Origin of the sequence: [Limnothrix rosea] IAM M-220 (assembly GCF_001904615.1) — a bacterium.
In the GTDB taxonomy this organism is placed as follows: Bacteria; Cyanobacteriota; Cyanobacteriia; order Cyanobacteriales; family MRBY01; genus MRBY01.
Genome location: NZ_MRBY01000038.1, coordinates 28,857 through 42,071 on the forward strand (window position 1 = coordinate 28,857; position 13,215 = coordinate 42,071).

General features: G+C 45.2%; 9 protein-coding genes. 5 read left to right on the forward strand and 4 right to left on the reverse strand.

The window, feature by feature from the left end; genetic code table 11:
* Positions 1–55 precede the first annotated feature (55 nt).
* Positions 56–4,294, reverse strand: coding sequence for a DEAD/DEAH box helicase (locus tag NIES208_RS13790; RefSeq protein ID WP_075893565.1), 4,239 nt, complete (start codon positions 4,292–4,294; stop codon positions 56–58).
* Positions 4,295–4,901: 607 nt separating this feature from the next.
* On the opposite strand from NIES208_RS13790, the gene NIES208_RS13795 reads away from it, so the two are divergent.
* Both NIES208_RS13795 and NIES208_RS13800 read left to right on the forward strand, forming a co-directional pair.
* Positions 4,902–5,210 carry a nucleotidyltransferase family protein gene (locus NIES208_RS13795; RefSeq protein WP_075893566.1) on the forward strand — a complete coding sequence of 103 codons (309 nt, stop codon included), beginning with the start codon at positions 4,902–4,904 and terminating at the stop codon, positions 5,208–5,210.
* Complete coding sequence (locus NIES208_RS13800; protein ID WP_075893567.1) at positions 5,200–5,544, forward strand: HepT-like ribonuclease domain-containing protein; 345 nt, start codon at positions 5,200–5,202, stop codon at positions 5,542–5,544. The genes NIES208_RS13795 and NIES208_RS13800 overlap by 11 nt, the downstream gene beginning before the upstream one ends.
* A gap of 134 nt (positions 5,545–5,678) precedes the next feature.
* On the opposite strand, the gene NIES208_RS13805 is transcribed toward NIES208_RS13800, so the two are convergent.
* Positions 5,679–6,524 (reverse strand): DUF3825 domain-containing protein, encoded by an 846-nt coding sequence (locus NIES208_RS13805; protein WP_075893568.1) that lies wholly within the window; start codon positions 6,522–6,524, stop codon positions 5,679–5,681.
* Between the two features lie 250 nt (positions 6,525–6,774).
* On the opposite strand from NIES208_RS13805, the gene alaS reads away from it, so the two are divergent.
* Both alaS and NIES208_RS13815 read left to right on the forward strand, forming a co-directional pair.
* Positions 6,775–9,408, forward strand: coding sequence for an alanine--tRNA ligase (alaS, locus tag NIES208_RS13810; RefSeq protein WP_075893569.1), 2,634 nt, complete (start codon positions 6,775–6,777; stop codon positions 9,406–9,408).
* Positions 9,409–9,489: 81 nt separating this feature from the next.
* Complete coding sequence (locus tag NIES208_RS13815) at positions 9,490–10,218, forward strand: NYN domain-containing protein (RefSeq protein ID WP_075893575.1); 729 nt, start codon at positions 9,490–9,492, stop codon at positions 10,216–10,218.
* Between the two features lie 508 nt (positions 10,219–10,726).
* On the opposite strand, the gene NIES208_RS13820 is transcribed toward NIES208_RS13815, so the two are convergent.
* A complete protein-coding gene (locus tag NIES208_RS13820) occupies positions 10,727–10,957 on the reverse strand; it encodes a hypothetical protein (protein WP_075893570.1) in 231 nt (76 codons plus the stop codon).
* A gap of 355 nt (positions 10,958–11,312) precedes the next feature.
* On the opposite strand from NIES208_RS13820, the gene NIES208_RS13825 reads away from it, so the two are divergent.
* Positions 11,313–12,413 (forward strand): peptidylprolyl isomerase, encoded by a 1,101-nt coding sequence (locus tag NIES208_RS13825; RefSeq protein WP_075893571.1) that lies wholly within the window; start codon positions 11,313–11,315, stop codon positions 12,411–12,413.
* 430 nt (positions 12,414–12,843) lie between these two features.
* Here NIES208_RS13825 and NIES208_RS13830 read toward each other — a convergent pair whose 3' ends face one another.
* Complete coding sequence (locus tag NIES208_RS13830) at positions 12,844–13,158, reverse strand: DUF5684 domain-containing protein (protein ID WP_225875315.1); 315 nt, start codon at positions 13,156–13,158, stop codon at positions 12,844–12,846.
* Between the last annotated feature and the right edge of the window lie 57 nt (positions 13,159–13,215).

Here is a 13,215-nt window from a genome sequence, read left to right on the forward strand (position 1 = left end):
ATTCTTATCCATAACTGACGTTACTCTTATTGACGATCGCCGTCCTATTTTCCTTTTAGACATCACGTAATAAACCAATTAATTCATCGGTGGACATCTTGCCGCCAGCATCGGTTCCTTCAAGGAGACTATCGGCTAAATCTCGCTTGTATTTATGTAGTGCCACAATTTTTTCTTCGATGGTATTTTTTGCAACGAGTCGATAAATGGTGACGGGACGTTGTTGTCCCATGCGGTGGGCGCGATCGCTGGCCTGATCTTCCACGGCCGGATTCCACCACGGATCCATATGAATCACATAATCTGCGGCAGTTAAATTTAAGCCTGTTCCGCCTGCTTTGAGGCTAATAAGAAACACATCCCCTTCTCCTGCTTGGAAGGCATCTACCGCCTGTTTACGTTTTTTCTGGGGAGTACTGCCATCGAGATATTGGTAATGAATCTTTTTCTCGTCGAGGTATTCCCGCAGGATCGTCAGATGATCCACAAATTGACTAAAGACTAATGCCTTATGGTTATTGCTGAGGAGTTCCTCTAGGGTTTCGCCAAATAACGTCAGTTTGGAACCCGTCAAATTAGTATCTGGCATTACGAGACGGGGACTACAACACATCCGCCGCAATCGCATAATTTCCGCCAATACCTGCAAATGTTTTGCTCCTGCTTGGGCATCACTGTCTGTTAATTTATTCACCGCTTCCCGCCGGAGGGCTTCATACATCGCCATTTCGTCTTGGTTGAGATCCACGGACAAAGTGATTTCAGTGCGGGAGGGCAGCTCTGTTAAAACTTGGGTTTTGGTGCGCCGCAAAATAAAGGGTCTAAGTAATCGTTGCAACCGTTGTTTGGTGGCTTTGTCATGGTTCGCTTCGATGGCATTGGCAAAGCGTTCGTTAAAACTTTGTTGGGAACCGAGTAAACCGGGATTGATAAATCGGAATAGATTCCATAATTCGCCCAGATGGTTTTCGATGGGTGTGCCAGTGGTAATAATTTTAAAATCGCCTTGCAGTTTCATCGCTGCTTTAGAGCGTTTTGTTGCGCCATTTTTTATCGCTTGGGCTTCGTCGAAGATAATGGTTTGCCACTTCACTTCCGCCAACATTTTCGCCACATCGTCCTGTTGCAACAAGCCATAGCTACAAACCACCAAATCAAAGGGCTGCACATTGTCTAACACTGCTTGGCGATCGCCGCCCCCGAAGGCAATAGGTTTTAGGGTGGGGGCAAAGGTTTCCGCTTCCGAGAGCCAATTCATACAAACGGAAGTGGGGGCAATGACCAAACTCGCTCCCTTGGGGGCACGGGCAAGGATGGCAGTTAAGCCTTGGAGGGTTTTACCGAGACCCATATCATCGGCGAGACAGGCTCCCATACCCCAGTGGGCCAGACGCATTAACCATTGAAAACCTTCCACTTGGTAATCCCGCAATTCCGCTTGGAGGGTAGAGGGCACTTCTGCTTTCGCGTCACCGAGGGAACGGATTTTTTTGATGTGCTTTTGCCAGTGGCGATCGCCGTCCAGTTGGATTTCATCGGTAAAGTCCTCAAGGGCAAAGGCGGCAAGGGGATGGATGCGCGTGGTTTTCCCTTGGCTGTCTGAGAAAGCCCGTAGATCATCGAGGCGACGGCGAAATTCTTCCGTAAGAGCCAGAAATTTTCCTTCATCTAGTTGAATAAAGCGCCCCGGTGTTTTTTCCAGTAATTGCAACAGATGCTGCATATCGATTATCTGATTTTCCCCTAGTTTTAGTTCTCCTTCCATGGCGAACCAGTCTTTTTGCTGACTGATGCGCGCCTGAAAATTTCCCGCACTAGCGTAATGGGTAATGCGGAATTTTTCTCCCTGTGGCCACTGCACAATGAGGCGATCGCCCATTTGATGGAGTTGTGCTAAAAGCTCTAAACAAGTTTCCGGATCTTCGATAAGAAATTCTCCTGCCTCCCGTGTCGCATCGAGCAAAATTGGACATTCCTGCAAAATATCAAACGCCAAGCCAGCCTCTTCCTCAAAATCCCGCCGCGTTTGTAATCGCTCCCCCGCAACCTCCGCCACGACTAACTCGCCACCTTTTCCCGGATGATAGTAGGGGCCTTCCTCCCCAAAGGGACACACCAAAATCGCAGCTTTTAAACCCTCATTGAGGGGCAACAAATGCACATGGGGCGTGCTCTGGGCTTCCACTTCTCGCGCATCGATATTGCCGCCACCGATATCCGACTGGATGGTCAATAAATTTGCGATCCCATTAATTGCTTCGAGTACTTGCTCCTTGGCGCTGACGGGCACAGTAAGTTGATTTTTAGTCCCTAAAATTGACGCAATTTTTTGATGTTCCGGCGTAATTTCATAGGCCCGCAGTCGCGTCGGTGTTTCTCGGTAGACCAAAATTTCACTATCTTCGAGATCTAGGTCAAGGGCAGGATCGAGGGAGAGAGCTAGTTGCTGCTCAGAAATTTCGGCAATACGCAGTTGCACTTCCCCTTTTTTGATTTCCACCCGCACCTTGGGATTATCTAGGAGGTAAACATGGGGATGTTCTACCAAATCTAAGATGGCGCTGCGATTCCATTTGTAGCGAATATCGGAACCATAACCGTTGTACATCCGATAGCTATGGAGGTGGCGACAAATGCGGCGATCCTGTTCGGTAAAGTAATCAAAACTCTCTAATTCCTCATCTAAACGGCGGGTGGCGATCGCCCGTCCTTTACTCCATTGACCATTGGCTTTGCGTTTCTGTTCACGCACTTCAAGATCAAACCAACGCGGAGAAACTTCCAGTAGCCAAATCAATCGCTTATCTGCCGTTTGCTGATGACCCGCTCCTTTACCTCCTAAATTTGCCAGCGCCGTTAAACTCAGTTCCCAAGTTTCTTTCGTTTCTAAAAAATTTTGCCAGCTTTGCCATTTATCTCCTCGTAGTTTTTCCGCTTGCTTACGGTAGATAGCAGCAATATCTGGGACGAACTCTTTATTGAGCTCCACAAGGAGATCCATCGCAACGGATGCAACCCAGTTATAGCCGTTTCTACTCGCCCGTTTTTCAATGTCTTTGAGAACAGTAGTGAGTTGATTTTTCTTTTGTTTTAATCCTTGGCGATCGCCGTGAATGAGACAAAAAGCCAGTAGCAAATTTTGGAGAGGATAATCACCGATGTCTACTTCAATAGTGGCGATCGCCTGTCGAGAAGCAAGATCAGCCTGTTGTAACCGCGTTAGATGAAACAATCCCCAGTAAGCCAACTGCAACCAATGAAATCGCCCCTGCATTAATTCACTAATTTGAGCCGCTTGCTTTAACGATTTCGCCGAACCCTGTTGCAATAGCGCCAACACAAAAAATACGCCCGGCGCACCCACAAAAAAGACATCCTTACGCCGCCCTAGTCGCTTTTTGAGCAATTTTAGAGACTCATTGTAATAATCAACGCTTTCATCTATTTTTCCAGTAATAAAACAAAGCCAACCCTGCAACATCACCTGCATATCAAAAGGATTGAGGGTTTGGGTCAAGAGAACTTTCGCGTCATCCAAACGTCCCCGCAGCAGATATTGCTCGATCAGGACAAGCTTTGAAAAATCAAGGGCATCATCATCCAGCCGCACTAATCTTTCTAACTCTTCTAGCTCTTGAGAACAATCCTCTAAATTTGCCACCGACCAACTCACTACCTCGATCAGAAACAGCTCAGAAACACTCGGTGCGATCTCTTTTAATAAATCCGGCGTTTCCCAATGTCGCTCAATTACTCCAATTACCTCACGTAAACTGCTTGGTTCAAGCTTATTAAAGCTGAATTGTTTAGGATTGTTGTATTCGGTAATGTAGCGATTCAACAGCTCCCCATCATTTTGATACAACGCAATCCGGACAGCCCGCAGTAAGTCATCAAAATCCCGAAAAAAGACTTTTTGATTTTTCTCGTCTGATTTGAGATTAAAGACTTTAGTAATTGCTTCGGCGATCGCCCCAAACTCCCCTTTTTCCCATAACCTCACCGCGATATCTTCTGCAATCAGCGGATTACACCGAGAGCCTTTGCCGCGCTCTCCCACCATTAACTGCTTTGCTTGGAGCCTCTTCACATAGGGAGCTAGATTACTCTCACTAAAAGTCACCCCAGCCTCTGTCTTGATCCCTAGCTTTTTTAGACAGTTCACAATATTAGTGCGGTTGGTGAGACTGTAGATTACTGCCATCACATTGGTGATCTGTTGCTCTAGCTGTGAACATTGCCCATAGCGCGACAGAAGGACTTCTTTGTTAGCAGATTTTGAAGAGGATGACATAAAGCAATCAATGGATGGTAGATGATTTCCACAGCGATGCTCTAATTATGACAACGGAAGTAAGAAGCTCAGAAATAATTATTTATTTTTTAAACACCAGAGAGTTCGTCCACGGGAATTTAGTCTAAGGGGCGATCGCCCCTGTCTTTCTCCATCAAGTTCACTGGATGCCAAAATAGAAGCACAACGATATTCCGTCGCAAAATCTAATCATGCAATCATCCCTACTGTACGAACAAGATATTTTGCTTTGGGTTGAAGATACTGTCTCAAAATTAAAAGCAAAAGATTTTGGCTAAATTCTGAAGAGTAAAAGAAGGGGCGATCGCCTCTCATAATCTCCCTAAATACGCCAGTGAATTTAATCAAACGTCAGTTATGGATAAGCATGTAGCCAAAATTCTCTAGAGAAAAAGAGACACGCAGAGGGAAAGACACGGGGAAGGAACAAAAATTTGCATTTTTTGAAAGCTAGTAGGATTGGTTACATAGCAACATCTCCCTATCCCTCGCTCTCCCATGCACCGCGTCCTATTTCCGAGCATGCTTAAGCAAAACTCACATTAATCAAGGCTAAAATGTCTTAGCTCTCACAGTGAATGACACAATGACAGAAGCGAATGTATTGAAACGAGATTTTGTGTTGAATACCTTGGTGCAGCGTTTAGATAGTATTCAGCAAATGGGAGTTAAACATTTAGCTTTGTTTGGTTCTGTTGCGCGTGATGAAGCAGATACGGAAAGTGATTTAGATTTTTTGGTGGAGTTTGAAGCAGAGTTGACCTTCGACCTCTATATGGATTTAAAGTTTTTTCTAGAGAATCTATTTCAACGAAAGGTTGATTTAGTTATTAAAGAAGACCTGAAACCTCAACTTAAAGACTCTATTCTTCAGCAGGCTATTTATGTCGCGTAGTCTTTCGCTTTATCTCACGGATATTCTGACCAGCATCGCAAAAATTCAAAGTTATGCTGAGGGATTGAGCTATGAAGAGTTATGTGATGATGAACGCACTCTAGATGCAATTGCCCACAATTTACAGATTATTGGTGAAGCCACAAAACAAATACCTGACTCAATCCGTACAAAATATCCAGAAATTGAATGGCAGAAGATTGCGGGGTTGAGGGACATCATTGCTCACACTTATTTCAAAGTGAATCCTAAAATTATCTGGAGTATTATCCAAACTAAATTAGCGCCCCTCCAAAACTGTGTTCTGAGAATAAGTGAGCAAGAAATATTTTAAAATCGCCCCATCTTTCCCTACGAAATCTACAGCTCTGTAGAATGTGTTAGCGAAGCGTAACGCATCAACATCCAACAGACAAAAGGTGCGTTACATTTCATTAACGCACCCTACAAAAACTAACTTACTAATCACTAAGGATTGAGCCAGTCACGATCTGGACGGGTAATTAAACGTGCATCCATATAAGCCATATCCATCGTGAGAACCGTTTTGATTCGGTAAATATTGCCTGATGTATCCTTCTCGGCAACAAGAGCTAAATCTGCCTCTTGATCATTTGTGATATTCAGCGGTAGTAAGAGTTGAATTTGATTTCGATACCAGTGGGGAATTGCCAGTTTATAGTTCCGAATAATTTTTTCTTTGAGCAATTCGATAGATCCTTGTATTGCCGAAATTGCTAAAGTTTGATTATCTCTAAGAACTTCAGGTAATCTATCTTTATTATCATTAAATAAGTGATCGTAATTGACTTCAATCTTGCAATTAGTATCAAAAACAAGTGAAGATGCATCTTCAATGTATGTAGCAATTGGGGGTAGTGGTCGAAAGTCAGTTAATCGATCAGAATATGAGTCAAAAAATCCGAAGTGTGTCCAATCAGGTTGATCTCGCTGTTGAGCTTTTTTGTTACGAAAAAACGTTGCAAAAATATCTTTTTCGTTTGGTGTCTGAATTCCAGTGTTGAAACAAGCACGGTCACCATCTTCAGAATATACAATTTTATTTTGATCTTGAAGTCTCAAAAAAGTGTGATTTAAATAACCAATTAATATTGGGAATTGCTGATTAGCTCGTCGAAACTCTGCACGTTGAAAATTCCAATTCTCCTCTTTTGCGAGTGAAGCCAGCTTTTCGTAGGGAGCTTCCCACGTTTCTCCATCGCGACCGTCATAGCCAAAATGAGCAAAAATTGTATCGTTGGGCTGCTCTTTATAACGGCGCATTAAGCTTGAATATTTTTTTGCTTGATTCATGATTGTTGAAAGTATTTGATTAACATACCAAGGTTTATTTTTGTTTTAGCTTTATATTGATGACTCTCTTCAGTACCCCATAACTTAGTCATTCGCCGATAGATAGTATTTGATGAGTTACTGTAACTTTAGCCATTAAGCATCATATACAACATCTTAGCGATCGCCACCCTTCCTTCTCCATAAGTTCTACGGAATGTCACAATAGATGCAGTAAAGTTTGTAAAGCGAAAATTTTCTCTGTAAACCCATGTCTAGTGTGCCTCCTGTCCTGAGCGGAAGTGAAATCCGGTCGAAATTTCTCAACTTCTTCCATGAGCGGCAACACCCTATTCTTCCTAGTGCCTCCCTTGTGCCGGAAGATCCAACGGTGCTGTTAACGATCGCCGGCATGTTGCCTTTTAAGCCGATTTTCCTCGGACAGCAGGAACCACCCGCCCCCCGCGCTACAACATCCCAGAAATGTATCCGCACCAATGACATCGAGAATGTGGGTCGCACCGCCCGCCACCATACATTCTTTGAAATGTTGGGGAATTTTAGTTTTGGGGACTATTTCAAAAAACAGGCGATCGCCTGGGCATGGGAACTCTCGACAGAGATTTATAAGCTTGACCCGAAAAATATTGTGGTTAGTGTCTTTCGGGAGGATGATGAGGCATTCGATATTTGGCGCGATGAAATCGGCGTAAATCCGAAGCGCATTATCCGCATGGGTGAAGCAGATAATTTCTGGAAATCCGGCGTGACTGGCCCCTGTGGCCCCTGCTCTGAGCTGTATTACGACTTTAAGCCGGAGCTGGGTGATGAGGATATTGATCTCGAAGATGATGATCGGTTTATCGAGTATTACAATCTCGTCTTCATGCAATACAACCGCGATGCCGAAGGCAATTTAACGCCCCTCGCGAAACAAAATATTGATACGGGCATGGGTCTGGAGCGGATGGCACAAATCCTCCAGCGTGTCCCAAACAATTACGAAACTGACCTGATTTTTCCGATTATTGAAACGGCAGCAAAAATTGCAGGGATTGAGTACAAAACCTCTGACGAGAAAACAAAGGTTTCCCTCAAAGTGATTGGTGATCATGTTCGGTCAGTGGTGCAGATGATTGCGGATGGTATTACCGCTTCTAATACAGATCGTGGCTATATTTTGCGTCGTCTCATTCGTCGAGTGGTGCGTCATGGTCGTTTGATTGGCATCGATGGGCAGTTCATTAATCAAGTGGCTGAAACGGCAATTCAAATGCTGGAAGCGCCCTACCCCGAAACCCGCCAGCGGGAAAGCTTTATTAAGCAAGAACTGGAGCGGGAGGAAAATAACTTCCTCAAGACCTTGGCGCGGGGCGAAAAGCTACTGGCGGAAATCATTGCGAAAGGCGATCGCCAAATCTCTGGTGTTGATGCATTCACCTTGTTTGATACCTACGGTTTTCCGCTGGAGTTGACCCAAGAAATTGCGGAAGAGCAAGGCCTAACGGTTGATGTAGAAGGTTATGCCGTAGAGATGACCAAGCAGCAAGAGCGTGCTAAAGCTGCCCACAAAACCATTGACCTCACGGTTCAGGGCAGTATTGATGCCCTTGCGGAAACTATTCATCCCACTGAATTTTTGGGTTATACAAACCTGCAATCCCAAGTCAAAATTGAGGCTTTGTTGGTGAATGGTGAATCTGTGGAAACGGCAGAGGTGGGTTCTGAAGTGCAGCTTATTTGTAATCAAACGCCTTTCTACGCAGAATCTGGTGGTCAAATTGGCGATCGCGGCTATTTTTCGGGAGACAATCTTGTTGTTCGCATCAATGATGTGCAAAAAGAATCGGGCTTTTTTGTCCACTACGGCAAAATTGAGCGCGGTACTCTAACGATTGGCGATACTGTAAACGCAACCATTGATCGGGCTTGCCGTCGTCGTGCTCAGGCGAATCACACCGCAACGCATTTATTGCAGGCAGCTCTCAAAAATCTTGTCGACGACTCTATTTCCCAAGCGGGTTCGCTCGTAGATTTTGACCGTTTGCGTTTTGATTTTAATTGTCCCCGGGCAATTACTGCCGACGAGCTCGTGCAAATCGAAGACCAAATTAATACATGGATTTCCGAAGCCCATGATGCTCAAGTGGAAACCATGGCGATCGCCGATGCGAAGGCCAAAGGTGCAGTGGCCATGTTCGGCGAAAAATATGGCGCAGAAGTTCGCGTTGTAGATTTCCCCGGCGTTTCCATGGAGCTGTGTGGCGGCACTCACGTGAACAATACCGCTGAAATTGGTCTCTTTAAGATTGTCTCTGAAACGGGTATCTCTTCTGGTATCCGCAGAATTGAGGCGATCGCCGGCGCATCGGTATTAGATTACCTCAAGGTACGTGATCGAGTGGTTAAGACCCTCAGCGATAAATTTAAAGTGCAGCCCGAAGAAATCACCGAGCGTGTCGATAATATTCAGGCAGAATTGCGCGGTGTCCAAAAGGAATTAGAAAAAGCGAAAGCTGAACTGGCGATCGCCAAATCCGAAGCCTTGGTTAGTCAAGCAGAAACCGTTGGTAAGTTCAAAGTACTCGTTGAAAATATGGGTAACCTTGATGCCAAAGCCCTACAAACGGCAGCAGAACGTCTCCAACAAAAACTCGGTGATGCAGCGGTAGTTTTGGCTTCGACTCCGGCAGAAGGAAAAGTTTCTCTGGTCGCTGCCTTTAGCGAAAGCATCTTCAAAGGCAAGAAACTCCAAGCGGGTAAATTTATCGGCGGCATTGCTAAACTTTGTGGCGGTGGTGGCGGTGGTCGTCCCAACCTTGCCCAAGCAGGGGGACGCGATGCCAGCAAACTACCGGAAGCTCTCACAACCGCAAAACAGCAACTGATCGAAACACTCAGTTAGACAAACATAAGCTAAAACAAAAGGGTGGGGGACACATCAGACCTCACCTTTTTTATTGCGACAAAAGCTTTCATACTGCCAATGCCTAAAGCAGAATCCCGCATTGCTCTCCTAATTGATGCGGACAATGCTCCCGCTTCAAAAATCGACGTTATCCTTGCTGAAGTTGCAAAGTATGGGGTGGCCAATATTCGGCGCGCCTATGGTAATTGGAAAAATCCGAGCATCAGACCTTGGGAAGAATGTTTACATGACTATGCGATTCAGCCCATCCAGCAGTTTGATTACACGAAGGGCAAAAATGCCACAGATGCGGCGCTCATTATTGACGCGATGGATTTGCTTTATACGCAGAATTTAGACGCTTTTGCCATCATCTCTAGCGACTGTGACTTTACGCCCTTGGTAATGCGCATTTTGACCAATGGTTTAAAGGTTTATGGCTTTGGCGAAAAGAAAACGCCCTCGCCTTTTGTCTCGGCTTGTTCGACTTTTTTGTATCTCGAAAATCTTAATCAACCCAACGAAGAAGACTCTCAAAATAAGACCCGCCAACCGAAATCTGGTCACGCTTTAAAACAAGATACAAAGTTAATGAATTTATTGCGCGGGGCGATCGCCAATACCCAAGACGAAGACGGCTGGGCAAAACTCGGTTTAGTGGGCGGCCACATCAAAAACCAAGCATCCTTTGATGCCCGTAACTATGGCTATGACAAACTCAGTAGTTTATTTGAGGCGATCGATCTCTTTGAAGTGAAACGGAATCAAAATGTTATTTCTGTCCGCCGTAAAGATAAAAAAGGGTAAAGACTACAGGCGATCGCCTCCCGCCATTAAACTAGCCTCATCAAAATCGGTTCCATCAGCAACATTAAGTCAGTTTGAGTCAGTACCCAACGTCAGTTATGGATAAGCATGTAGCCAAAATTCCTTAGAGAAAAGTAGACACGGAGAGGGAAAGACACGGAGAAGCAACGAAAATTTGCATTTTTTGAAAGCTAGTAATGTCAGTTCGGGTTAAAGATTGAGCATGCATACCTTAGAAAAAGGGAGATACGGAGATACGGAGACACGGGGAATGAGAGACGCGGGGAGGGTGTAAAACATTCAAACTTGTATTTTTTTGACCGCTGCAATTGTTTGAATGAAAAATCGCCCCATCTCTCGCTCTCCCTTTCGCTGTGTCGTCATTCCAGACCCTTCTTAAACCAAACTCAGGTTAGTAGGATTGTTTGCATAGAAACATCTCTCGCTCTCTCGCTCTCCCATTCACCGCGTCGTACTTCCGAGTATGCTGAAGCAAAACTCACGTTACCTAATTTCTCTGCTCCAGCTCTTCCACAGCTTTCTCAGTACGCTCATGGGGATCATCAAACCTTTCAGATGGCAAAACCCCAATAATCACAGAGTTAATCGCAGACTTTGTATTTTTGCTGGCACTCTTTAGAGGTTCTGGCAGAAAAATATCACCCACAAGAACAAACATAATGGCCAAGAAAACCACTAATTTAATCGTGTTGTCTGTACTCAGAAATTTAATACGCATTTTTCTTATTCCTTAAGAGAAAACCCAGATAATATCGTGACGCACTGAATACTTTTACCTCATCTCTATTTTGCCTGCTTTACCAAGAAATGACCCCTCATTTCTGCCGATAAATCAACGATCATGATGAAGTATTGATGAAAATTATGTGATAGGTGTCTTTATCTAGAAAATTTATCCATGACCAGAAGCCTAGTCATTTTTGTCTGAAAATTCACCACAAAAAGATCGGGCGATCGCCCCCTCATCCAGCCATATCACACCACCACTTATCACAATTTATTGACAAGCCCTGAGCGAAACGAAGAATATATCAGAAGACTGCCGCAAAACGAAACCATATTTTCCAAGCACCATGACCAAACCATTTCACTATTTATGCGCCGTTGCGCTGGCGATCGCCCTCTGTTTCAGTAGCCCCCAAAACACCTGGGCACTACCGGGTCAAACCTTTACCATTGCAGCCCTTGCCCAAGGAGACGCAATCACAGACCCAGAAGCAATATTGCGCTACGCCTTGCCCGTCGACAACAAGCAAATTCGCCGTCTGCAAGACAGCATGGAATTCATCAACAAAGATCTCCGTGCTAAACGTTGGGGACCCATCTCCTCCGCAGCAAAAAAAGCAAGCCGTGTACTCACCGTCGGGAAAGATACAATCCTCGCCGACGTAGTTACCGACTTCCGCCCCGAAGCAGAAGCACTCCTCACCGAAATTGAGCAAGACATTGAAGTCATTCGCGAAGCCGTCAAAGAAAAAGACCGCGAAACAATCTGGGCAAAGCGTCGTAAAATCCTGAACGATGTCGGCATCATCGAAGAAAACATGATTGCCGAATATCCCATCACCATTCCCGCCGAATACGACAACCTCCCCCGCTTACTCGGTCGCGCCACCGTCGAAATGGAAACAACCCAAGGCAATCTCACCATTGTGCTTGACGGCTACAATGCCCCCATTAACGCCGGCAACTTTGCCGATCTCGTCCAACGCGGCTTCTACGACGGTCTACCCTTTACCCGTGCCGAAGACCTCTACATCCTCCAAACAGGCGATCCCGTCGGCCCCGAAGTCGGCTTTATCGATCCCAAAACTAACGAATATCGCGCCATCCCCATGGAGATCATGCAAACTGGCGACACCGAAGCAACCTATGGTTTTACCCTCGAAGATCTAGGCATCTATCTCCCCGAAATCAATCTTCCCTTTAATGCCTACGGTGCATTAGCACTAGCTCGCCCCACAGAAGACGTTAATGGCGGTTCTTCCCAGGTCTTTTTCTTTAAGTTCGATACAGAGCTGTCCCCTCCCGGCTTTAACTTAATGGATGGTCGTTACTCCGTATTTGGCTACACCACAGAAGGGAAAGACGTTCTTGAAGCACTCACAAAACAGGACAAAATCATCTCCGCAAAAATCGTGAAAGGCGCTGATAAACTCGTTGTCCCTAGCTAAAGAACTCAGAGCAAACAGAGCAACACTCAGGGTCATCCCTCAGTTTTAGGTATCATTTCTCCCGTGCTCAACGGAGCTATGGTTCTTGCGCATAAATTCTAAAGTCATCCATTTCCTTCCTTGGAGAAGGGATTTCTATAGATTTCGCAACTTACGGACAACTGACTCCTACCAAGGAAGCATCAGTTCTTATTCGAAAGGGATATATAGTCTTTTTCGTTGAGTTCAAGACATTCGCTCCCCCTAAATCCCCCTTGAAAAAGGGGACTTGTATTTTTAGTTGTTTCATAGTTGTTTTGAAATGACTCTACAAAACCCAAAAGCCCCTGAACGAATGATCGCGCAGGGGCTTTTTTATGGGGTTAACTTCAAGAGTTTATTTGAAGCCAATTTAGTGAACCCCAGTTTAAGTGGGGTCTTTCTAGTCTTTCTAATAATTACCGTCTGTCAGCGTACCTCGGTAACGGGCATCACCAAAGCCCAGCACCGGATAAAAAATGTAGGGTAACAATAGTAACCCAAAGCCATAACCGAGGCCTTTCCCGAATTTATCTGCTAGCCAGAATGGTAGCAATACGATCATGACAATATTGACAATGGGCACAATAAAGAGCACCAGCCACCATGCGGGCTTTTCGACGATTTGCAGCATGACGTACACATTGTAAATAGGTATCAAAGCAGCCCAGCCGGGTTTACCGGCTTTAGTGAATATCTGCCATAGGCTGGCGATAACGGCGATCACTAGGCTCTCCGGGATTGACTATGCAGCGTTGGTAGGAAAATGCCAACAAATGAGACA

Excerpts from the sequence above, each read along its gene's own strand:
- NIES208_RS13790 (WP_075893565.1), bottom strand. The coding sequence starts at position 4,294 with ATGTCATCCTCTTCAAAATCTGCTAACAAAGAAGTCCTTCTGTCGCGC.
- NIES208_RS13795 (WP_075893566.1), top strand. The coding sequence starts at position 4,902 with ATGACAGAAGCGAATGTATTGAAACGAGATTTTGTGTTGAATACCTTG.
- NIES208_RS13800 (WP_075893567.1), top strand. The coding sequence starts at position 5,200 with ATGTCGCGTAGTCTTTCGCTTTATCTCACGGATATTCTGACCAGCATC.
- NIES208_RS13805 (WP_075893568.1), bottom strand. The coding sequence starts at position 6,524 with ATGAATCAAGCAAAAAAATATTCAAGCTTAATGCGCCGTTATAAAGAG.
- alaS (WP_075893569.1), top strand. The coding sequence starts at position 6,775 with ATGTCTAGTGTGCCTCCTGTCCTGAGCGGAAGTGAAATCCGGTCGAAA.
- NIES208_RS13815 (WP_075893575.1), top strand. The coding sequence starts at position 9,490 with ATGCCTAAAGCAGAATCCCGCATTGCTCTCCTAATTGATGCGGACAAT.
- NIES208_RS13820 (WP_075893570.1), bottom strand. The coding sequence starts at position 10,957 with ATGCGTATTAAATTTCTGAGTACAGACAACACGATTAAATTAGTGGTT.
- NIES208_RS13825 (WP_075893571.1), top strand. The coding sequence starts at position 11,313 with ATGACCAAACCATTTCACTATTTATGCGCCGTTGCGCTGGCGATCGCC.